The organism is Burkholderia sp. BCC1985, from assembly GCF_905339915.1.
In the GTDB taxonomy this organism is placed as follows: Bacteria; Pseudomonadota; Gammaproteobacteria; order Burkholderiales; family Burkholderiaceae; genus Burkholderia.
This window is the reverse complement of sequence record NZ_CAJPGY010000034.1, coordinates 57,396-77,966: the sequence shown is the minus strand read 5'-3', so window position 1 is coordinate 77,966 and position 20,571 is coordinate 57,396. Positions and strand designations below refer to the sequence as shown.

General features: G+C 69.5%; 18 protein-coding genes. 11 read left to right on the top strand and 7 right to left on the bottom strand.

Annotated elements, in window-relative coordinates; all coding sequences use genetic code 11:
• The 5 genes from U4Z31_RS27750 to U4Z31_RS27730 all read right to left on the bottom strand — a co-directional run.
• On the bottom strand, positions 1-618 hold a 618-nt coding region (locus U4Z31_RS27750; protein WP_415750306.1), incomplete at its 3' end, for an acetyl-coenzyme A synthetase N-terminal domain-containing protein.
• Positions 619-825: 207 nt separating this feature from the next.
• Entirely contained in the window at positions 826-2,679 is a 1,854-nt protein-coding gene (locus U4Z31_RS27745; protein ID WP_321812001.1) for a sigma-70 family RNA polymerase sigma factor, read from the bottom strand.
• A gap of 16 nt (positions 2,680-2,695) precedes the next feature.
• Positions 2,696-3,013: a high-potential iron-sulfur protein gene (locus tag U4Z31_RS27740; protein ID WP_321803630.1), complete on the bottom strand. Its 318-nt coding sequence runs from the start codon at positions 3,011-3,013 to the stop codon at positions 2,696-2,698.
• 75 nt (positions 3,014-3,088) lie between these two features.
• Entirely contained in the window at positions 3,089-4,345 is a 1,257-nt protein-coding gene (locus U4Z31_RS27735; protein ID WP_321811995.1) for a c-type cytochrome, read from the bottom strand.
• 82 nt (positions 4,346-4,427) lie between these two features.
• Positions 4,428-6,155, bottom strand: a complete 1,728-nt coding sequence (locus tag U4Z31_RS27730; RefSeq protein WP_044849070.1) for a methanol/ethanol family PQQ-dependent dehydrogenase — start codon at positions 6,153-6,155, stop codon at positions 4,428-4,430.
• 505 nt (positions 6,156-6,660) lie between these two features.
• Here U4Z31_RS27730 and U4Z31_RS27725 point away from each other — a divergent pair.
• The 4 genes from U4Z31_RS27725 to U4Z31_RS27710 all read left to right on the top strand — a co-directional run bounded on the left by U4Z31_RS27725 (position 6,661) and on the right by U4Z31_RS27710 (position 11,231).
• Entirely contained in the window at positions 6,661-7,689 is a 1,029-nt protein-coding gene (locus U4Z31_RS27725; RefSeq protein ID WP_321812000.1) for a TonB family protein, read from the top strand.
• A gap of 10 nt (positions 7,690-7,699) precedes the next feature.
• Positions 7,700-8,416: a MotA/TolQ/ExbB proton channel family protein gene (locus U4Z31_RS27720; protein WP_321811994.1), complete on the top strand. Its 717-nt coding sequence runs from the start codon at positions 7,700-7,702 to the stop codon at positions 8,414-8,416.
• Positions 8,413-8,841 carry a biopolymer transporter ExbD gene (locus U4Z31_RS27715; protein ID WP_321811993.1) on the top strand — a complete coding sequence of 143 codons (429 nt, stop codon included), beginning with the start codon at positions 8,413-8,415 and terminating at the stop codon, positions 8,839-8,841. The genes U4Z31_RS27720 and U4Z31_RS27715 overlap by 4 nt, the downstream gene beginning before the upstream one ends.
• Positions 8,842-8,930: 89 nt before the next feature.
• A complete protein-coding gene (locus tag U4Z31_RS27710; RefSeq protein WP_321811992.1) occupies positions 8,931-11,231 on the top strand; it encodes a TonB-dependent receptor in 2,301 nt (766 codons plus the stop codon).
• On the opposite strand, the gene U4Z31_RS27705 is transcribed toward U4Z31_RS27710, so the two are convergent.
• Entirely contained in the window at positions 11,216-12,211 is a 996-nt protein-coding gene (locus U4Z31_RS27705; RefSeq protein WP_321811991.1) for an alpha/beta fold hydrolase, read from the bottom strand. The two genes, U4Z31_RS27710 and U4Z31_RS27705, sit on opposite strands and share 16 nt — an antisense overlap.
• A gap of 323 nt (positions 12,212-12,534) precedes the next feature.
• On the opposite strand from U4Z31_RS27705, the gene U4Z31_RS27700 reads away from it, so the two are divergent.
• From U4Z31_RS27700 to pqqE, 6 genes are all read left to right on the top strand, one after another.
• Positions 12,535-14,547 carry a sigma-54-dependent Fis family transcriptional regulator gene (locus tag U4Z31_RS27700; RefSeq protein ID WP_321811990.1) on the top strand — a complete coding sequence of 671 codons (2,013 nt, stop codon included), beginning with the start codon at positions 12,535-12,537 and terminating at the stop codon, positions 14,545-14,547.
• 292 nt (positions 14,548-14,839) lie between these two features.
• Positions 14,840-14,914: a pyrroloquinoline quinone precursor peptide PqqA gene (gene pqqA / locus U4Z31_RS27695; RefSeq protein WP_006410019.1), complete on the top strand. Its 75-nt coding sequence runs from the start codon at positions 14,840-14,842 to the stop codon at positions 14,912-14,914.
• A 64-nt stretch (positions 14,915-14,978) separates the two neighbouring features.
• Positions 14,979-15,902 carry a pyrroloquinoline quinone biosynthesis protein PqqB gene (gene pqqB / locus U4Z31_RS27690; RefSeq protein ID WP_321811989.1) on the top strand — a complete coding sequence of 308 codons (924 nt, stop codon included), beginning with the start codon at positions 14,979-14,981 and terminating at the stop codon, positions 15,900-15,902.
• A 2-nt stretch (positions 15,903-15,904) separates the two neighbouring features.
• Positions 15,905-16,624 carry a pyrroloquinoline-quinone synthase PqqC gene (pqqC, locus tag U4Z31_RS27685; protein ID WP_124489109.1) on the top strand — a complete coding sequence of 240 codons (720 nt, stop codon included), beginning with the start codon at positions 15,905-15,907 and terminating at the stop codon, positions 16,622-16,624.
• Positions 16,621-16,902, top strand: coding sequence for a pyrroloquinoline quinone biosynthesis peptide chaperone PqqD (pqqD, locus tag U4Z31_RS27680; protein ID WP_044849078.1), 282 nt, complete (start codon positions 16,621-16,623; stop codon positions 16,900-16,902). Before pqqC ends, pqqD begins: the two co-directional genes overlap by 4 nt.
• A gap of 7 nt (positions 16,903-16,909) precedes the next feature.
• Positions 16,910-18,028 carry a pyrroloquinoline quinone biosynthesis protein PqqE gene (gene pqqE / locus U4Z31_RS27675; RefSeq protein ID WP_321811988.1) on the top strand — a complete coding sequence of 373 codons (1,119 nt, stop codon included), beginning with the start codon at positions 16,910-16,912 and terminating at the stop codon, positions 18,026-18,028.
• Positions 18,029-18,056: 28 nt separating this feature from the next.
• On the opposite strand, the gene U4Z31_RS27670 is transcribed toward pqqE, so the two are convergent.
• On the bottom strand, positions 18,057-19,121 hold the full coding sequence (locus tag U4Z31_RS27670) for a DNA topoisomerase IB (protein ID WP_321811999.1): 1,065 nt from the start codon (positions 19,119-19,121) through the stop codon (positions 18,057-18,059).
• Between the two features lie 475 nt (positions 19,122-19,596).
• Here U4Z31_RS27670 and U4Z31_RS27665 point away from each other — a divergent pair, with 475 nt between their 5' ends.
• A complete protein-coding gene (locus tag U4Z31_RS27665) occupies positions 19,597-20,559 on the top strand; it encodes an ABC transporter substrate-binding protein (RefSeq protein ID WP_124489106.1) in 963 nt (320 codons plus the stop codon).
• Positions 20,560-20,571 lie beyond the last annotated feature (12 nt).

Sequence of the window (20,571 nt, the reverse complement as noted above, 5' to 3'; positions counted from 1 at the left end):
GACGGCGCCGACGTCGACGAGCCGCTCGTTGAGCGATTTCGCGGAGAAGCCGCCGAACACGACCGAGTGCGTGGCGCCGATGCGCGCGCAGGCCTGCATCGCGACGATGCCTTCGATCGACATCGGAATATAGATGATGACGCGATCGCCCTTGCCGATCCCGCGTTTCTTCAGTGCGTTCGCGAAGCGCGACACGCGTGCCAGCAGCTCGGCATAGGTGACGCGCGTGACGGTGCCGTCGTCGGCCTCGAAGATCACGGCGACACGCTCGCCGTTGCCGGCTTCGACGTGGCGGTCGAGGCAGTTGTACGACGCGTTGAGTTCGCCGTCGTCGAACCATTTGTAGAACGGCGCGTCGCTCTCGTCGAGCACCTTCGTGAACGGCTTGTGCCAGCTGAGGCCCTCGCGCGCGAGACGCGCCCAGAAGCCTTCGTAATCCTGCTCGGCCTCGGCGGCCAGTGCGCGGTAGGCCGGCATGCCGGAGATGTTGGCGCGCTCGCGCGCGTCGGCCGACGGTTCGAAGATTCGGTGTTCCTGCAGGATCGATACGAGGGCAGTCAAGGTGTTCTCCGTGGAAATCGTTGGTGTGCGGCCTGACTGTTGAAACGCAACTTGCATGCCAGTCGCGCGGGTATTCGGCCGCAGCGGCGTGCGTGCGCGTTGCAGTGCGGTTCACGCAGATCGATATGCAGTGCAAAGCATAAAAAGACCAGGCACTCGGTGCACTTGCCGGCCTGTGCGTTGCGTCGAAATGCAGCAGCGGGTGTTGCAGGCGTCAACACGACACACGATGCGCGGCGTGCACGCCGCTGGCCGGACGTCGTGCTACGCGATGAACGACCGGAGCACGCCGAGCGCGTCGGATGCGCGAAGCCGCGCGAGCGCCGACGCCTCGATCTGCCGCACGCGTTCGGCGGACAGGTTCAACTGGCGGCCGATGTCGCGCAGCGAGCAGCCTTCGTCCGCGTGCAGTCCGTAGCGCAACCGCAGGACCGTCGCCTCGCGCGGCGGCAGCCGGTCGATCGCGGCAGCGATCGTATGGCGCAACTGGGCGGCGCCGGCCGCGTCTTCGGGCGACGGCGACGACAGGTCCGGCGCGACGTCGGCGAACGTCATGTCGCCTTCCGGCGAGACCGGCAAGTCCGCCGACACCGGCTCCTTCACGATCGCCATCAGGTCGCGCACCTTGTCGACCGGCTCGCCCATGTGGACGGCCAGTTCGGCCGGCGTCGCGGTCGTGCCCACGCGTTGCCGATGCTCGCGCGCGAGCCGCGTCAGCTTGTTCAGCGCGTCGACCGTATGCGTCGGCACGCGGATCGTGCGGCCGAGGTCGGCGAGCGCATGCGTGATCGCCTGCCGGATCCACCAGGTCGCGTAGGTCGAGAAGCGGAAACCGCGCCGGTAGTCGTAGCGCTCGATCGCCTTCAACAGGCCGATGTTGCCTTCCTGGATCAGGTCGGCGAACGGCAGCCCGCGATCGGGATAGCGCTTCGCGATCGACACGACGAGCCGGAGGTTCGCGTCGAACAGGCCCGTCCTCGCCGGCTGCATCGCGCGCTCGATCGCAGCGAGCCGCGCATCGAGCGACGCGGTCGCGCCGGGCGGCAGCGCCGACGTCGGGGCATCGCGCACGATCGCGGCGCGTGCATCGACGAACTCGGCCGCGCGCCTCGTCAGCGTCGGCCCGCAGGCCGGATGGGCGGCGATGCACGACGCGAGCCAGCCCGCGTGGTCGTCGTCGGTCGACCGCGCAAACGACGGTGGGACGCCCACGTCGGCCAGCATCCGCGCGAGCCGGCCCCGCAGCGCGCGCTGCCGGCATGCGCGCTTGCGCAACGGTTCGCTCATCCGTTCGAGTGCGCGGGCGGACAGGCTCACCGTGCCGAGCAGCGCCGCGACGTCGCGGACTTGCGCGCGATACGCGGCGGAAGCGGTGCCGCCCGATAGCAGCGCCGCGCGCATGCCGCCGGCGAGCGCGTCGATGCGGGCGAGCCGTGCCACCACGGCGTTGCGCCAGGCCGAATCCTCCGGTGGCGTCGCGTCGTCGCGTGCGGGTTCGCCGGTGGAAGCGGACGAAGCGTCCGCGTCGACTCTGTCCGCAGGTCGATCGTCGCGCGGCCCGTCGGCGAGAAAGATCACGTAGGTCGATGCGGCGGTCCGGCATTCAGCGATCTCGGTGCGGATCGACACCAGCGCGTCGAGTGCATCGGGATCGCCGCACAGCACCGCGACCGCCGCCGCGCGGCCGCGCTCGATGCGCTGCGCGTACGCGAATTCCTCGTCGCGCGTGAGGAGCGGTGTCGTGCCCATCTCGCGCAGGTACAGCCGGACCGGGTCGGTCGTGCGCGGCGCGAGCAGGTCGGCCGCGGAGAGCGTGCCGGCGCCGTCGGCCCATGCGCGCGCGGGCGGCGCGGGTCGGAAGTAGCGGTCGAGCGTCCAGCCGCTCGCGGTATCGGCGCTGTCGCACACCGCGATGCCGAGTTCGGCGAGCACCGCGGCGGCCGCATCGATGCCGCCGTCGCCCGCATCGTCGTCGGGCAGCGCGTCAATGATGTCGCCGCGCGTGACGAAGCCGCGCGACAGGCCGGTCGCGATCAGCGCGTGCAGATGCGCGACGGCGTGCGGCGGCGCGCCGTCGTCGATGCCGGCCGCGGGCGCCGGTGCGTGCCGCGCCGGCATCCCGTCGCGCGACGCGTCACGCGCGCTTCGCATACACGTTGCACCAGCCGTCCGCCGCGACCAGCTTGCCGCCGAACATCGGACACGTGCCGGCGGCATCCGCCGCTTCGCCCTTGTAGAAGCGGCAGTTCACGCAGCGCTGGCCGGCCTGGTATTTCGGGAACTGCGCGGCGTCGACGCTGGACGCATGCGCACGATAGCCGAGCGTCTTCGCGGCGGCGTCGTTCTCGTCGACGAGCGGCGGTGCCGCGAGTGCCGTGCGTGCGGCGGCGAGCGTCGCGCACAGGCCGATGGTATGGATGATGAAGGTTCTGCGGGAGGTCGGGTACGTCACGGTCGTTTCCTGGTGAAGATGAAATCGTGGGGAAGGGCGCGGCCCGCATCGCGTGGCGGAGCCGCTTGCCCCGTGTTACTGGCTCGCGTCCTTGTGCGCGGCGGGACCGGCGATGAGCGGCGCGCTCGACGCGTGGGCGGTGTCCGCTGTCAACTTGCTCTTGCCGGCGGCATAGCCGTTCGACGCGAGCAGGAAGGCCATCAGGTCCGCGTAGTCTTCGTCCTTCAGCTTGCCGGGCTGGTCCGCCGGCATGTTGGTCGCCATGTAGCCGAACACGCCGCCGATCGTCAGGTGCGAATGCGACAGCGGCGCGAACGACGGGCCGCTCAGCGCGGGCGCGGTGTTGCCTTCGAGGTCGGCGCCGTGGCACTTCGCGCACGCATTGCCGTAGATTTCCTTGCCGTGTGCGACCTGGGCCGCGTCGAACGTCGGCGCGGCGTCGCCGCTGCTCGCGGCGACGCGGATGAAGCCGCCTGCGCTCACGTTGCGCGCGCGCAGCAGGCTACCGGGCGCGCGGCCTGCGCTCGCCGTCGCGCCGTCGAGGAAACGCGACGGCGTGCGCGACTCGTGCGCTTCGAGCGCGCTGCCGGGCAGTGCCCACTTGCGGGTCAGCGCGGCGAGCCGACCGTTGTCCTTCATCTGCGTGAGTGCCGCGTCGATCCGCTGCTGCAACGCGGCCGAGCGCGGCGCGAACGCGAACGTGAGCTGCCACTCCGCATACGGCGACGAGGTCGCGCCGATGCGGAACGCCTGTTTCGGATGCGCGGCCTGGTACGCGACGACCGCCGGATACCAGACGATCGCGCGATGCGCGCGGCCGCGGGCGAGCGCGTCGATCGTTTGCTCGGACGTGTTCTCGAGATCGAAGCGCGCGTTCTTCTGCTGAACCGCGATCAGTTGCGCGGGGCTCGCGTAGGTGGCCGCGACGATTTCCCGGCCGGCCGCCGGCGTGCCGGCGTCGCGGCGCGTGACGCTCACGTAGCCCGAGCGCAGGTAGCCCTGCGAGAACAGCAGCTTCGTGTCGGATGCGTCGGCGATGGCCGAGCGCGGGAAGCCGGCGAGCACGTCGCAATCGTGTTCGAGGATGCCGGCGAGTTCGTGCGCGGATACGCCGTCGTCGTCGCTGCCGCCCGCGTCGTGTGCGGAAAAGCTGGCGACGATGCCGGCCGTGCGGAACACCTCGCGGGCGACGGCCTTGTCGAGCGCGGCCGTCGGCGTGCCGGGCAGCGAGCAGACGCGTACCGCCGTCGCGGCCGTGGACGGCACCGGGGTCAGCGCCGTGCCTGCCGCGAGCGCACTGGCCACGGCGAGGCGGGAAAGTCGGAGGTTCATGATCGTACGCTCGGTTGAAAAGGAGAAGGGAGGCGGCACCCGCGCCGGCGGCGCGGGTGCGATGCGGTTGAACTGACGTCGATCAGCCGCGGTCGAGGGCGAACACGTACAGCGTGCCGCCGCGCGGCACGTCGTCCGCCGCCTTGGCCATCGGGCCGCCCCAGATCGGGTTGGCGCCGCCGTAGCCGGCGAGCACTGCTACGTACTCCTTGCCGTCGACTTCGAAGACGGAAGGCTGCGCGATGATCCCGCTCGCGAGCTTCGGGCTCTCCCACAGCACCTTGCCGGTCGACACGTCGAACGCGTACAGGTGGCCGTCGAGCGAGCCGCTGAACGCGAGGCCGCTCGCGGTCGTCGCGACGCCGCCGTTCCACGGCAGCTTGCTCCAGTGGCTCCACACCTTCTTGCCGGTGTTCACGTCGATCGCCTGGAGTTCGCCGTAGCCTTCGCTGCCCGGCTCCGGCTTGATCTCGAAGCCTTCGCCAAGATACGGCAGCCCTTCCATGTAGTTGACCGACTTGCCCGACAGGCTCATGCACGCATGCAGCGCCGGGACGATCGCGAGATGGCGCACGGGGTCGTACGACATCGACCACCAGTTCTTGCCGCCGAGGAAGCTCGGGCACGTGTCGATCGTCGTGCCGACCTTCGGATACTTCGCGGGATCCTGGATCGGCGCGCCGTCTTCCGTGTAGCCGGTGACCGACGTCGCCTTCACGAACGGCTCCGCATAGATCAGCTTGCCGGTGTCGCGGTCGATCGCATGGAAGTAGCCGTTGCGGTCGGCATGGACGATCGCGTCGTGTTCCTTGCCCTTGTACTTGATCGTCGCGAGCACCGGCGTGTTGACGCCGTCGTAGTCCCAGGTGTCGTGCTTCGTGTACTGGTAGTGCCACTTGAGGTCGCCGTTCTTCGGATCCAGCGCGAGCAGCGAATCGGAGTACAGGTTGTCGCCCGGCCGCAGGTCCGCGAGCCACGGCCCCGGGTTGCCGACGCCCCAGTACAGCGTGCGCGTCGCCGCGTCGTAGGTGCCGGTCAGCCAGGCCGGTGCGCCGCCGTGCGCCTGCATGCCGTCGGGCCAGGTATCGGCGTGCTTCTCGCCCTGGCCGGGGATCGTGAAGCGCTTCCACAGCAGCGTGCCGTCGTTCGGGCTGAGCGCCGCGATGAAGCCGCGCGCGCCGTATTCGCCGCCCGAGCTGCCGACCACGATCGCGCCGTCGAGCGCGAGCGGGGCGAGCGAGAACGCGTAGCCGAGCCCCGGTTCGAACATCTGCTTCTTCCACACGAGCGCGCCGGTCTGGGCGTCGAGCGCGGCCACCTCGCCGCTCAGCATCGCGACGTAGACGTTCTTGCCGTACAGCGCGACGCCGCGGTTCACGACGTCGCAGCAGGCCGTCTTGAACGATTCCGCGCCGAGCTTCGGTTCGTATTTCCACAGCTGCGCGCCGGTGGCCGCGTCGAACGCGTACACGTTGTCCTTCGGCGTGGTCACGAACAGGTAGCGGCCGTTGACGATCGGCGTGGCCTCGAAACCCTGCTTCAGCTCGGCCGGAAACTTGTAGCTCCACGCCTGCGTGAGCTGCTTCACGTTCGACGCGTCGATCTGCTTGAGCGGCGAATGCGCCTGGCCGCTGTACGTGCGGTAGTAGGTGAGCCAGCCCGGATCGCGTTGCGCATCCGTGAGCCGCTGGTACGTGACGGCCGGATAATCCGCGGCAGCGTCCACCAGGCCGGGATTCAAGGCGATCGCCGCCGCCGCCGCGATGCCGATCGTTGCCAGTCGGCTCGTCGAAGCCGAGAGTTTTTTCATGGTTGTCTCCTGAGTCATTGTGGTCGCACCGCGGCCAACACATGGCCGGGCCGGCAGGGTGGGGATCCGGGTCCAGTGCGCAGCCAGTCACGCAAATCGCATGCCACTGCGGCGCGCGCCTTGCCGCGCAAGGCGCAGCGGCCGATTGCGCGCGTTGCGGCGACGCGGGCGGCGCGGCGCGGGTGATCCGCGGGTGTTGCGTTCGGGGACAGCCGCGGGCCGAGTGTTGCGAAACATGACAACGCCGTGAGCGGACGGGAGCAGTGCGCATGCGATACGCGGCGCACGGCCAATCGCGGCGGTCATGCGCGAGGGCATGCCTGAATGAATGACGGTGCGGCGCAGGGGCGGCGATCGTCGTCGACTGTGTGAGTCGATGGCGCGCCGTTACCCGGTGCGACGCATGCATGCAACGGACCGCACGCCTGCGGCGGCGCGCCCGATCCGAACGACGATCGCGCATACGACTGCGCGAGCGCCGTACCGTTGATCCAAATTGACACAGGTGCAACAGCGGTGGCACGAACTGCAACAGGTCGGCGGTTGCATCTCGACGCGTGGCGGCTTCAACCTGCGCCGGCCGGGCGATGCGGGCATCGGCATGCTTCTTGCCGTTCGAACCGGCAACGATTCCGCGCAGCGAGAAACCGCGATGCCCGTCCCGATTCCGTTCGATGCCGACCGCAGGTCCGACCGCCGCCGCGTGGTCGCGCTCGCATACGGCATCGCGCCGGTCGGCGCGGACGCGGCGACGAGTGCGGTGTCGCAGGCCGCGCGCGCACGCGAACCGCTGCACGCGGTCGCGCTGGCGGTATTCGCCGTCCATGCGGCCATCACGGTCGCGCTGTGGCATGCGTGGGTGCCAGCTGCCCGCCCGACGCTAGCCCGTGCGCTCGCCGTCGAAGTGGACGCGAGCGAATCTGCGCGGGTGGCCGAACCGGGCGAGCAGCGCCGTACGGATAGCGCAACACCGGTTCCCCCCGTGCACAGGCCTTCGCATGCGCGCCGCGAAACGGTCATGCCTCGGGAGATTCGGCCGAACCCGACGGTGCCGCGTCGGGTCGATCGCACAAGTCCTTCGCGCCAGCCCCCGGCCGCAACCGCCGTGGCGCGGCCGGACGGTGAATTGCAGCGAGCCGGGCCGGTACCGGAACCGGCGTCGCCGGCCGCCGCACACGCATCGGCCGATACCGCGACGGTGGCTGCGCACGCGGCGCCCGCCGCACCATCGGCAACCGCGCCCGAACCCGTCACCGCACCGCGGTTCGCGGCTGCGTACCTGCGCAATCCCGCGCCCGACTATCCGGACGTCGCGCAGCGGCGCGGCTGGGAAGGCACCGCGTTCCTGAACGTGCATGTGCTCGCAAGCGGCCGGCCCGACCAGGTCCTGCTGTCGGCGAGCAGCGGACACGACGCGCTCGACGAGGCGGCCGTCGCGGCGGTCACGGACTGGCGCTTCGTGCCGGCGAAGCGCGGCACGGAATCGATCGACGGCTGGGTCAGGGTGCCGGTCGTGTTCAAACTCGGAAACTAGGGAGTCCTTCATGCCTGACTACATACACTACGCGGTTGTCGGCGCGTTTGCGCTTCTTGCGGGGCTGTCGGCGCTCACCTGGACGCTGATCGTCGTCAAGGCGCTGCTGTATGCGCGCGTCGCGCTCGGCAACCGCCGCTTTGCCGCGGGCCGCGACGATCAGGCGGCACTGTCGATGCCGACGGACGACGAGGCGGCCGCCAGCCCGAACGCACGCCTGCAGCGCGCCGTGTGCGCCGCATTGCGCGATCTCGACGCACCCGAGCCGCACGCCCCGGCCACATTGGTTGCGTGGGACCGCCGCGACCTGCTCGAACGCACGCTCGCGCGCGCGATCCGGCGCGAACGGCGGCCGCTCGAGCGCGGGCTCACGGTGCTCGCGTCGATTGCGAACGTCGCGCCGTTCGTCGGGCTGTTCGGCACCGTGTTCGGCATCGTCCACACGTTGCAGTCGATGACGGCGTCGGCCACGAACGGCATCGATGCGATCGCGGGGCCGATCGGCCAGGCGCTGGTCGCGACCGGGATCGGGATCGGCGTCGCGATTCCGGCGGTGCTGGCTTACAACCTGTTCCTGCGGCAGCTCAAGACCGTGACGGCCGGGCTCGACGAGTTCGGGCAGGACCTGATCGCGCTGGCCGAACAGCGCCGCTTCCGGATCGACGCGCCGGTGCATGCCGCGCTGCCGGCAGCAAACAGTGCGGACGTGCGCCGGGCGGCCGTATGAGGACGGACGAGCGCGAAGCCGACGCGGGCGAACCGCTCGGCGAGATCAACGTGACGCCGCTCGTGGACGTCGTCCTCGTGTTGCTGGTGATCTTCATGGTCGCGGCGCCGCTGATGACGCATGCGATCCGCGTCGACCTGCCGAAGGCAGCCGCGCCCGCGCGCGACCCGCGTGCGTCGACCGTCACCGTGACCGTCGACGCGCACGGCGCGATCCGGATCGACGGCGCGCCGGCCGCGCCGGCCGAGGTCGAAGCGGTGCTGGCACGCCGCGTCGCGCACGACCCGCAGACGAGCGTGAGCCTGCACGCGGACCGCAACGAGCCGTTCGGCACCGTGGCCGGCGTCATCGCGTCGATCGGACGCGCGCGTGTCGCGCATGTCGCGATCGCGACGGCGGACGGCGCTGCCGGGCCGGCGCCATGAAGCGAACGAGGGCGGCGGAGATGAGCGCCGACCCATCGATACGGACAACGATATAACGACGCGACGACAAGAAAAGAGGAGACGTGGAGATGAAGGAAACCGATGGGGCGAAGCGCCGCTTCGCCGCACGGCGCGCGGGCGTGACGCTGTGCTTCGGCGGCATGCTCGGCGGCTGGCTCGCGCCCGCGTCGGCGCAGGTCGAACCGGCCGGCAACGCCGATGCGCCGACGCTCGCGCCGATCGTCGTCGTCGGCACGACGCCGCTGCTCGGGATCGGCACGCCGCTCTCGCGCGTGCCGGCCAACGTGCAGACGATTCGCGGCGAGGACCTCGCGCGCCAGCACGACAGCGTGCTGACCGACTACTTCGAGAAGAACGTCTCGAGCGTCGACATCAACGAGGCACAGGGCAATCCGTACCAGACGGATGTGAACTACCGCGGCTTCACCGCGTCGCCGGTCGTCGGCACGCCGCAGGGGCTGTCGGTATTCGTCGACGGCGTGCGCGTCAACGAGCCGTTCGGCGACGTCGTGAACTGGGATCTGATCCCGCAGGCGGCGATCGACACGATGCAGCTGATCCCCGGTTCCAATCCGACCTACGGCCTCAACACGCTCGGCGGCGCGCTCGCGATCACGACGAAGAACGGCAGGACGAGCCCGGGCGGCGCCGCGCAGGTATCGATCGGATCGTGGGGACGCAAGACCGCGCAGATCGAGCAGGGCGGGCGCATCGGCAGCCACCTCGACTATTACGTGACGGGCAACGTCGCGAACGACAACGGCTGGGCCGATCACAACGCGAGCCGCGTGCGGCAGGGCTTCGGCAAGCTGCGCTACACGGACGCCGATACGACGCTGTCGATCTCGGCCGGCGGCGCGGACAACGCGCTGCAGGGCTCGCAGACGATTCCGCGCACGTTTCTCGACAATCGCGCGCAGGCCTACACCTATCCCGACCTGAACCGCAACAGCGCCGCGTACGTCACCGTGGCGGGCGACCATTCGTTCGGCGACCACGTGCAGCTGAGCGGCAACGTCTATTACCGGCACTATCGCAACACCAACATCAGCAGCAACGTGAACGACGATTTCGGCAGCGTCGACGGCAGCGGCGCCACCGACACCGTGCAGGCAGCCAACGCCCGCTCGGTGATCGCGACCGACAGCTACGGCGCGAACCTGCAGCTGACGCTGCTCGGCAAGCTCGCCGGCATGGACAACCAGTTCGTGGCGGGCGCATCCGCCGATCTCGCGAACTCGGGGTTCGAGCAATCGTCGCAGGATGCGATGTTCACGGCGACGCGCGCGACGGTCGGCATCGGCGACTTCACGCAGACGACGCGCGCGAAGACGCGCAACGCGAACTACGGCGTCTACTTCGACGACACGCTCGCGCTGACGCGGCAATGGTCGCTGACGCTGGCCGGGCGCTACAACGTGTCGCGCGCGGCGATCGAGGACGTGAGCGGCCTGCAGCCGCGGCTGACCGCGCGCCATACGTTCGCGCGGTTCAATCCGGCCGTCGGCGTCACGTGGAATCCGGCGCCGGGCTTCACCGCGTATGCGACGTACAACGAAGGGATGCGCTCGCCGACCGCGATCGAGCTCGCGTGCGCCGATCCGGCCGCACCGTGCTCGTTGCCGAACGACTTTCTCGCCGATCCGGCACTGAAGCCCGTGATCGCGAAGACGATCGAGCTGGGCGCGCGCGGCCGGGTGGGCCAGGCGACGACGTGGAGCGCGGCCGTCTACCGCACGACGCTCGACGACGACATCCAGTTCATCAGCAGCAACGGCGGCGCGAGCACGCTCGGTTATTTCCAGAACGTCGGCAAGACGCGCCGGCAAGGCTTCGAACTCGCGGGCCACACGCGGCTCGGGCCTCTCGGCATCGGCGTCAGCTACAGCTATGTCGACGCCAGCTACCGCACGACGTGGACCGAAAGCAGCGCGAGCAATTCGGGCGCCGATGCGCACGGCAACATCGTCGTCCGCTCCGGCGACCGCATTCCCGGGATTCCGTCGAGCACCGTGAAGCTGCGGCTCGACTATGCGGCGACGCCGAAGTGGACCGTCGGCACCCGCATCACGTATCGCAGCGGCGTGTTCGCGCGCGGCGACGAGAACAACCAGGACGTGAACGGCAAGGTGCCCGGCTATTTCCTCATCGACCTCGACACGACCTGGCAGGTCACGAAGCAGCTGCAACTGTTCGCGTCGGTCACCAACCTGCTCGACAAGCGCTATGCGAGCTTCGGGATGCTCGGCCGGAACTTCTTCAATGGTCCGAACCATTCGTTCGACGGGTTCAATGCCGTCAACGAACAGTTCGTCGGGCCGGGCGCGCCGCGCGGCGCATGGGTCGGCGCGCGCTATGCGTGGGACTGAACGGGCGGCTCGGCGTGTTGTGGTGCGGCTGCCGCCGTGACGTCGAGCATCTTGCGTACCGCGCGGGCGACGCCACGCGCGAGCGCAGCGTCGCTCGCGAGATGCCCGGCCGGCACGCGCTCGACGATGGCGGCCGGCACCGCGCGCGCGAGTCGAGCGACGTTGCCGACCGGGCACACGCGGTCGCGCGTGCCGTGCACTGCATGTATCGGCACGCCGCCTTGCGCGGCCTGCCGGGCGAGCGCCAGCAAGCGGCGTTCGCCGAGCCAGCAATGGCGTTGCAGGTAGTGCGCCTGGATCCGGTACTTGTCGACCAGCCGGTCGATCGCGGCTTGCGTCGGCCGCGCGCCGCGCGCCGGCCGCCCGGTCAGGATCGCGTCTTCATACGCGTTCCATGCGAGCGCGACCGCGCGCTGCCGCGCCGCGCCGGCGCCCGGCTGGAGACGCCGCGCGCAGCAGGCGATCAGGCGATCGGCGCGCGCGGTGCCGGCGGCGGCCGTCAGGCGCTGCCAGGCTCGCGGCGCGCGTGCGCGTGCACCGACGAACAGGCCGCGCACTTCGCGCGACGACGTGAGGAACAACCCGCGCAGCACGACGCCGGTGACGCGCGACGGATGCCGTCCCGCGTAGGCGAGCGCGAGCGCCGCGCCCCACGACCCGCCGACGACGCCCCAGCGTGCGATGCCGAGCCGCGCGCGCAGCGCGTCGAGATCGCCGATCAGTTGCATCGTGTCGTTGTGACGCAGGCCGCCGCGCGGCGTCGATGCACCCGCGCCGCGCTGGTCGACCAGCACGACGCGCGTGCGCGTCAGGTCGAACAGGCGCAGCACGGCCGGCCGGCTGCCGCTGCCGGGCCCGCCGTGCAGCACGACGACCGGAGCGCCGCGCGGATTGCCGGCTTCAGTCCACGCGATCGTGCATGCATCGCGGGACAGGCGGCGCACGGGGAGGGCGGAGCGTTGGCTGCGTGATGGCGACATGTCGGCCGGGTATAGACGGAGAGGGAAAGGCAATCGCGCGATGCGGCCGCGCTCGACCCGTATGAAGCCAGATTCGCGCAGGCGATGAAGATAGGGATTCGTCCGGGTGGCGGCACGCGTGCGTTTCACGTTATCACGTCGATCACGCGCTCGGGACGCCGCATCGACGGCAAGCCAGTGCCGTCATTTCATTTCCCTTTCAATTTCGGTCGGCGCGGCGATGCAACGAAACCAGATCGTGCGCGCATCCCGTCGTGGCCCGATGTTTGCTTGCATCAAGGGCAAAGAGTCCGGCACGACCGGAAGGATCCCCGGAGGAGACAATGCGCGATGACGTTCATCCGACGGCCAACGCACGGGCCACGCATGCGCCCGGCTGGCCGACGCCGACGATCCAGAAGTCCCATGAGCGGTCCGAGACGTTCGGCCTGCAGGCATCGGCACGTCCCGACTACGACCTGCTGTCCGGCGCCGCGCTGGCGCTCAAGCGCGAGCAGAACCGCGTGCTGTGCGTGCATGCGATGCCCGTGATGGAGACGCTGCACGAGCAGATCGTCAATACGCAGAGCATGATCGTGCTGACCGATGCGGAAGGGCTGATCCTGCATTCGATCGGCGACGACGACTTCCTGCGGCGCGCGGAGCGGGTCGCGCTGCGCCCCGGCGCGAACTGGGCCGAGAACCGGCAGGGCACCAACGCGATCGGCACCGCGCTCGCGGAGCTGTGTCCGATGGTCGTGCACGGCGACCAGCACTTCCTGGCCGCGAACCATTTCCTGACCTGCTCGAGCGTGCCGATTCTCGATCCGTACGGCGACGCGATCGGCGTGCTCGACGTGACGGGTGACCACCGCAGCTATCACCAGCACACGATGGCGCTCGCGAAGATGTCGGTGCAGATGATCGAGAACCACCTGTTCACGACGACCTTCCAGGAGACGCTGCAGGTGTCGTTCCACGGCCGCCCCGAATTCCTCGGCACGCTGATGGAAGGGATCGTCGCGTTCACCGCGGACGGCCGCTTCCTGTCGGCCAACCGCAGCGCGCAGTTCCAGCTCGGGATGCCGCTTGCCGCGCTGCGCGCGCATACGCTCGCGTCGCTGTTCGACGTGACGAGCGCGCAACTGATCGACCGGATGCGCGCGAGCACCGAGCCGCACGTGTCGCTGAACCTCGGCAACGGCGCGGTGGTCTGCGCGCGCGTGCAGTTCCGGCGCGCGTTGCGGGCCGAGGGCAGCCGGCCCGCCGAGGTGCACGACGGCACAGCGCCCGCCGCGCGGCCGCCTGCCGCGCAGGGCGCGGCGAGCCTGTCGCGCCTCAGCTATCTCGACACCGGCGATCCGCAGGTCGCGGCGGTGATCGCGAAGGTCCGCAAGGTGATCGGCAAGGACATTCCGGTGCTGATCACCGGCGAAACCGGCACCGGCAAGGAACTGCTCGCGCAGGCGATCCACAACGACTCGCCGCGCCGCGACGGGCCGTTCGTCGCCGTCAACTGCGCGTCGATTCCGGAGACGCTGATCGAATCCGAGCTGTTCGGCTATGAGGAGGGCGCGTTTACCGGCGCCCGCCGCAAGGGCGCGACCGGCAAGCTGCTGCAGGCTAACGGCGGCACGCTGTTTCTCGACGAAATCGGCGACATGCCGTATCCGCTGCAGGTGCGGCTGCTGCGCGTGCTGCAGGAGCGCATCGTCAATCCGCTCGGCTCGACGAAGGCGATCGGCGTCGACATCGCGATCATCTGCGCGACCCACCGCGACCTGCGCGAGATGATCGCGCAGAACCGCTTCCGCGAGGACCTGTACTACCGGCTCAACGGCCTCGTCGTGCGGCTGCCGCCGCTGCGCGACCGCACGGACCTCGCGGTGGTCGTCCAGAAGATGCTGCAGCGGGAGACGCTGTCGGGGCCCGGCCGCCGGCCGTTGAGCGTCGCGCCCGACGTGATGGCGCTGTTCGAGCGTTGCGCGTGGCCGGGCAACTTCCGGCAGCTCGCGAACCTGCTGCGCACCGCGGCCGCGATGGTCGACGACGACTGCGAGATCCGCTGCGAGCATTTGCCGGACGACTTCTTCGACGACGTGCGGCGCGACTGTGGCGCGGCGGCGCAGGGCGCCGCTGCGCCGCCGCAGCAGCTCGCAGCGGATGCGCCCGCGTTCGCGACCGCGGCCGGTGATGCGCGGTTGCAGGACGTCGCCGCATCCGCGATCGCGGCCGCGCTCGCGCGTCATGGCGGCAACGTGTCCGCCGCCGCACGCGCGCTCGGCGTGTCGCGCAACACGATCTACCGCAAGATGCCGGCCGCCGGGCCGGATGCGCTGGAGCCGGACGAACCCTGACGGAAGCCGCGACTGTCACACCGGTGTGTCAGGTTGCAACACCCGGTGTTCAAGGATTCAACACTTGCTCACCAGGCCGCGCGCATCGTGAACCGTCGCTCGACTGATTCTGAAATATTTATGTCGGTCAATCGTAAGGATTCCGGTGCCGTGACCACCCGGCGGTGGCCGCACGCCTGCGCACACCGCCGCGCGACGCAAATCCAGCCCCGGCACGCTCCTTGCTGAATGGGTATCGGCCGCTCGATCGATGCGGTTTGTTCGACTCACCAACTCAACCAGGAGACACATCATGCAGTGGACCACCCCGGCTTATACCGACCTGCGTTTCGGTTTCGAAATCACGATGTACATCGCCAACCGCTGATCGACGCGCGCAGTGCCGCCCGCATCGACGGACACGATGCGGGCGGCACCCGGAGCACACGCAGATGAAGATCAAGATACTCGGCTCGGGCGCCGGCGGCGGACTGCCGCAATGGAACTGCAACTGCGGCAACTGCCGTCGCGCGCGGGCCGGCACCGACGGCATCGTGCCGCGCACGCAATCGTCGATCGCCGTCAGCGGCGACGGCATCGACTGGGTGCTGGTGAACGCGTCGCCGGACATCCTCGCGCAACTGCGCGCCGCCCCCGACCTGCAGCCCGCCCGCGCGATCCGCGACAGCGCGATCGTCGCCGTCGTGCTGTGCGACGCGCAGATCGATCACGTGACGGGCCTGCTGATGCTGCGCGAACGCACGTCGCCGCTGCCGCTGTACGCGAGCGCACCGGTGCTCGCCGACCTGTCGACTGGGCTGCCGCTCGTGCCGCTGCTCGGCCACTACTGCGGGGTCGACGTCCACCCGATCGCGCCGGGCGAGCCGTTCGCGATCGCGGGCGCCGGCGGCCTTCGCTTCACCGCCGTGCCGGTCGACAGCAAGCCGCCGCCGTATTCGCCGCGCCGCGAGGCGAGCGTGCCGGGCGACAACATCGCACTCCTGATCGAAGATACGGCGACCGGCCGGCACGCGTTCTACGCGCCGGGGCTCGCCGACGTCGACGACGGCGCGCGCGCCGCGATGCGCGACGCCGATCTCGTGCTGGTGGACGGCACCTTCTGGACCGGCACCGAGATGATCGACCTCGGCCTGTCGTCGAAGCACGCGGCCGACATGGGGCATCTCGCACAGTGCGGCGACGCGGCGCGGCCGGGGATGATCGAGCAGCTGCGGCAGTTGCCGGCGCACACGCGCAAGGTCCTCACGCACATCAACAACACGAATCCGATTCTCGACCCCGGTTCCGCGCAGCGCGCGCAGTTGCGCGAGCACGGCATCGAGGTCGCCCACGACGGCATGCAATTCGAGGTCTGACCATGAACGCACCGATTCCCGCCGCGGCGCTGCACGCGACGCCCTGGAGTGCGCAGGAGTTCGAGGCGCGCCTGCGCGCGCTCGAATCGCGCTACCACATCCATCATCCGTTCAACCGGCGCTTGAACACCGGCGCGTGCTCGCCGGCGCAGATCCGCGGCTGGGTCGCGAACCGCTTCTACTATCAGGTCAGCATTCCGCTGAAGGACGCGGCGATCCTGTCCAACTGCCCGGACCGCGACACGCGCCGGCTGTGGGTCGAGCGGATTCTCGACCACGACGGTCACGGCGGCCAGGAAGGCGGGATCGAGGCCTGGGCGCGGCTCGGCGAGGCGGTCGGCATCGAGCGCGCGGAGCTGTGGTCGCTCGCGCACGTGCTGCCCGGCGTGCGGTTCGCGGTCGACGCCTACGTCAATTTCGCGCGGCACGCGCCGTGGCAGGAGGCCGTGTGCTCGTCGCTGACCGAGATGTTCGCGCCGCAGATCCACCTCGACCGGCTCGCGGGCTGGCCGTCCCACTATCCGTGGATCGAGGCGGACGGGCTGCAGTATTTCCGCAGCCGCGTGCCGCTCGCGCAGCGCGACGTCGAACACGGGCTCGCGGTGACGCTGAGCCATTTCACGACACCGGACGCGCAGCGGCGCGCGCTCGACATCCTGTCGTTCAAGCTGGATGTGCTGTGGTCGATTCTCGACGCGATTGAAAAGGCGTACCCCGCATGAACTCCAACGAAGCCGTCAGCGGCGTGCCGCTGCGCCCCGCGCTGAGGGGCATGTACCGCCTGCAGTGGGAGGCGGCCCAGGATGCGTACGTGCTCCTGTATCCGGAAGGCATGGTCCGGCTCAACCCGAGCGCGGGCGAGATCCTCGCGCGCTGCGACGGCAAGCGCGAGCTCGACGACATCATCGACGAGCTCGAGCGGCTGTTCAGCACGTCGGATCTCGCGTCGGACGTCTATCGCTTCCTCGATCATGCGCGACTGCGCGGCTGGCTCGACTGACATGGACATGACACCGCCTCCGAACCGCCCGAGCGCGCCGCTGTGGCTGCTCGCCGAGCTCACGTACCGCTGTCCGCTGCACTGCGCGTTCTGCTACAACCCCGTCGACTTCGCGACGCACGGCGCGGAGCTCGACACCGACGCGTGGCGCACGGTGATCAGCGACGCGCGCGCGCTCGGCGCCGCGCAGATCGGCTTTTCCGGCGGCGAACCGCTGCAGCGCGACGATCTGGAGGTGCTGGTCGAGCATGCGCGGTCGCTGGGTTTCTATACCAACCTGATCACGTCGGGCGTGGGCCTGAATGCCGCGCGCATCGGCCGGCTCAAGGCGGCCGGCCTCGATCATGTCCAGCTGTCGCTGCAGGATTCGACGCGCGAGCTGAACGACTTCCTGACCAGCACGCGCACCTTCGACCTCAAGCGCGGCGTCGGGCGGCTGATCAAGTCGCATGGCTATCCGATGGTGCTGAACTGCGTGCTGCACCGGTACAACCTGCCGCACGTCGGCCAGATCATCGAGATGGCGCTCGACCTCGGCGCGGATTTTCTCGAGCTTGCCAACACGCAGTACTACGGCTGGGCGATGCTGAATCGCGACCAGCTGATGCCGACCGCCGAACAGCTGCGCGAAGCGGAGGAAACGGTCAACCGCTACCGGAAGCTCGTCGGCGAACGGTGCAAGATCCTGTTCGTCGTGCCCGACTACTTCGAGCAGCGGCCGAAGGCCTGCATGAACGGCTGGGGCTCGGTGTTCCTCGGCGTCGCGCCGGACGGCACCGCGCTGCCGTGCCATGCCGCGCGCGGGTTGCCGGGCCTCGCGCTGCCGAACGTGCGCGACCGGTCGCTGAAGGAGATCTGGTACGACAGCGACGCATTCAACGCGTTTCGCGGCGACGGGTGGATGCGCGATCCGTGCCGCACCTGCGACGAGCGTCACACGGATCACGGCGGGTGCCGCTGCCAGGCGTACATGCTGGCCGGCGATCCGGCGCAGGCCGATCCGGTCTGCGCGAAGTCCGAACATCACGGCCGGGTCGAACAGGTCGTGCAGTTCGCGCGGCGGGCAGGGCGCGAGGACGAGCGGCCGCTGATCTTTCGCAGTATTGCGAATTCGATCGCGAGTTGAGCTGCAGCGGGCGGCACGTCGGTGAGCCTCACTTGTTCGATCGCTTGACCGCTTGCCGCGCCGCCTGCTCGAGCAGCGCCGCGAACGCCGCTTCGTCGACGCGCAGCCCCCTCGGCGTGCGGCGCACCTGCAGCGCCGCGAGCATCCCGGCCTCGAACGTATCGAGCACCACCGGATGAATGTAGCAGCGCCGGCACACGGCCGGCGTGTTGCGCAAGACCTCGGCGACGGTGCGCACCGTTTCGACGATCTGCTTGCTGGCGTGCGCGACGTCCTGCTGCGGGATGCGCCGCAGCAACGCGAGCGCCTGCACGCTGCCTGCCCACGTCCGGTAATCCTTGGCCGTGAATGCCGCGCCCGCTGCGTCGCGCAGATAGTCGTTCACATCGCACGAGCCGACCGAATGGCGCGTGCCGTCTTCGTCCAGATACTGGAACAGCTCGTGTCCCGGCAGCTCCGCGCAACGGCGCACGATGCGGCCGACGCGCGGGTCGTCGACCGTCACGTCGTGCTCGATCCCGCTCTTGCCCGTGAAGCGCAGCCGCACCTGTCCCGGACCGATCGTCACGTGGCGCTTGCGCAGCGTCGTCAGCCCGTACGACGCGTTCTCGCGCGCATACTCGGCATTGCCGATCCGTGCGAGCGTCGTGTCGAGCAGCCGGACGACCGTCGCGACGATCTTCGCGCGCGGCATGCCGGGCAGCGCGAGATCGCGCGCGACGCGTGCGCGGATGCGCGGCAGCGCGCGGGCGAATTCAGCCATCCGTGCGTACTTGTTCGCGTCGCGTGTCGCGCGCCACTGCGGGTGATAACGATACTGCTTGCGTCCGCGCGCATCGCGCCCCGTCGCCTGCAAATGGCCGCGCGGGTCCGTGCAGATCCACACGTCGGTGTAGGCGGGCGGAATCGCGAGCGCGTTGATGCGGGCGATCTCGTCGGCGTCGCGGATCCGCGTGCCGTCCGGCGCGTAGTACGCGAAGCCGTTGCGCAGCCGCCGGCGCGTGTAGCCGGGGCGCCGGTCGTCGACGTGGCGCAGCGGCACGGCGGACACGTCTGCGTCCGGAGGTGCCGCGCGGGGCGTGCGCGTCTTCATGCTGCGATGCGTCGATCGACGCGCGCGGTCGATCCGCGCATCGGCGGTGCGGGTTCCGCTCGTCGCTGCTGCGGGCATCGTCTTCTCCTTGTCGTTCGCGCGATTCGGAGCGTGACAGCAAGAAGCGTGCGCCGTGCTTTCGGAGCGATGCCGTTACCGTTGCGCCGGCCGATCATGGAGAAAAACTATCCGTGTGGCGTTCTCGTTGATCGCCCCGAGTTCATTTCACGGCGCGGCCCCGCCCGCTTAGGTGTTTATACGTATGCCGATATCGATATCGCTTCAATCCAATATTTCATTGGAAGGTTATCGGACTTGTTCCTAGACTGATCCGGGGCGTACATCTCGGGCCGGCCGCAACGGCCGGGCCGCATCGCCCCGAACCGCGCCCGTGCCACGCAGAACCACAACAGCACGACACGGCACCGCGCCAGGCCGGCGCCGCGGCATACAACGACACCATCGGAGACGGACCATGACATTCATCAGGAAGCTGGCGGCCGGCGCGATCGTCGCCGCGGCGACGGTGCTGGCCACCGGCGCGCACGCGCAGCAAAAGCCGATCACGCTCGGGTTCTCGCAGGTCGGCGCGGAAAGCGCGTGGCGCACCGCGAACACCGTGTCGGTGAAGGGCGCGGCGAAGGAGGCCGGCATCAACCTGAAATTCTCGGACGCGCAGCAGAAGCAGGAGAACCAGATCCGCGCGATCCGCTCGTTCATCGCGCAGAAGGTCGACGTGATCGCGTTCTCGCCGGTCGTCGAGTCGGGCTGGGAGCCGGTGCTGACCGAAGCGAAGGCGGCCCGTATTCCGGTGATCCTGACCGATCGCGGCGTCGACGTGAAGGATCCGTCGCTGTACGTGACGATGATCGGTTCGGACTTCCTCGAGGAAGGGCGGCGCGCGGGCCACTGGCTGGAAGAGCGCTACAAGAACGACGCGGGCCCGGTCAACATCGTCGAGCTGCAGGGCACGGTCGGCTCGGCGCCCGCCAACGACCGCCGCGCGGGCCTGCTCGAAGTGATCAAGAACAATCCGAAGTTCAAGGTGATCGCGTCGCAAAGCGGCGACTTCACGCTCGCCGGCGGCAAGCAGGTGATGGAAGCGTTCGCGAAGACCTACGGCAAGCAGATCAACGTCGTCTACGCGCACAACGACGACATGGCGCTCGGCGCGATCCAGGCGATGGAAGAGGCCGGCATCAAGCCCGGCAAGGACGTGAGCGTCGTGTCGTTCGATGCGACCAAGGGCGGCTTCCAGGCGATGGTCGCCGGCAAGATCAACGTCGACGTCGAATGCAGCCCGCTGCTCGGCCCGCAGCTGATGACCGCGGTGAAAGACGTGGTCGCCGGCAAGCAGCTGCCGAAGCGCATCGTCACGAACGAGACGGTGTTCCCGATGAGCGTCGCGGCGCAGGTGCTGCCGACCCGCAAGTACTGAATCCCGGCGCAC

Coding starts and splice junctions, on each gene's coding strand:
- U4Z31_RS27745 (WP_321812001.1), bottom strand. CDS start 2,679: ATGCCGGCGCGGCACGCACCGGCGCCCGCGGCCGGCATCGACGACGGC.
- U4Z31_RS27735 (WP_321811995.1), bottom strand. CDS start 4,345: ATGAACCTCCGACTTTCCCGCCTCGCCGTGGCCAGTGCGCTCGCGGCA.
- U4Z31_RS27730 (WP_044849070.1), bottom strand. CDS start 6,155: ATGAAAAAACTCTCGGCTTCGACGAGCCGACTGGCAACGATCGGCATC.
- U4Z31_RS27720 (WP_321811994.1), top strand. CDS start 7,700: ATGCCTGACTACATACACTACGCGGTTGTCGGCGCGTTTGCGCTTCTT.
- U4Z31_RS27715 (WP_321811993.1), top strand. CDS start 8,413: ATGAGGACGGACGAGCGCGAAGCCGACGCGGGCGAACCGCTCGGCGAG.
- U4Z31_RS27710 (WP_321811992.1), top strand. CDS start 8,931: ATGAAGGAAACCGATGGGGCGAAGCGCCGCTTCGCCGCACGGCGCGCG.
- U4Z31_RS27705 (WP_321811991.1), bottom strand. CDS start 12,211: ATGTCGCCATCACGCAGCCAACGCTCCGCCCTCCCCGTGCGCCGCCTG.
- U4Z31_RS27700 (WP_321811990.1), top strand. CDS start 12,535: ATGCGCGATGACGTTCATCCGACGGCCAACGCACGGGCCACGCATGCG.
- pqqB (WP_321811989.1), top strand. CDS start 14,979: ATGAAGATCAAGATACTCGGCTCGGGCGCCGGCGGCGGACTGCCGCAA.
- pqqC (WP_124489109.1), top strand. CDS start 15,905: ATGAACGCACCGATTCCCGCCGCGGCGCTGCACGCGACGCCCTGGAGT.
- pqqD (WP_044849078.1), top strand. CDS start 16,621: ATGAACTCCAACGAAGCCGTCAGCGGCGTGCCGCTGCGCCCCGCGCTG.
- pqqE (WP_321811988.1), top strand. CDS start 16,910: ATGACACCGCCTCCGAACCGCCCGAGCGCGCCGCTGTGGCTGCTCGCC.
- U4Z31_RS27670 (WP_321811999.1), bottom strand. CDS start 19,121: ATGAAGACGCGCACGCCCCGCGCGGCACCTCCGGACGCAGACGTGTCC.
- U4Z31_RS27665 (WP_124489106.1), top strand. CDS start 19,597: ATGACATTCATCAGGAAGCTGGCGGCCGGCGCGATCGTCGCCGCGGCG.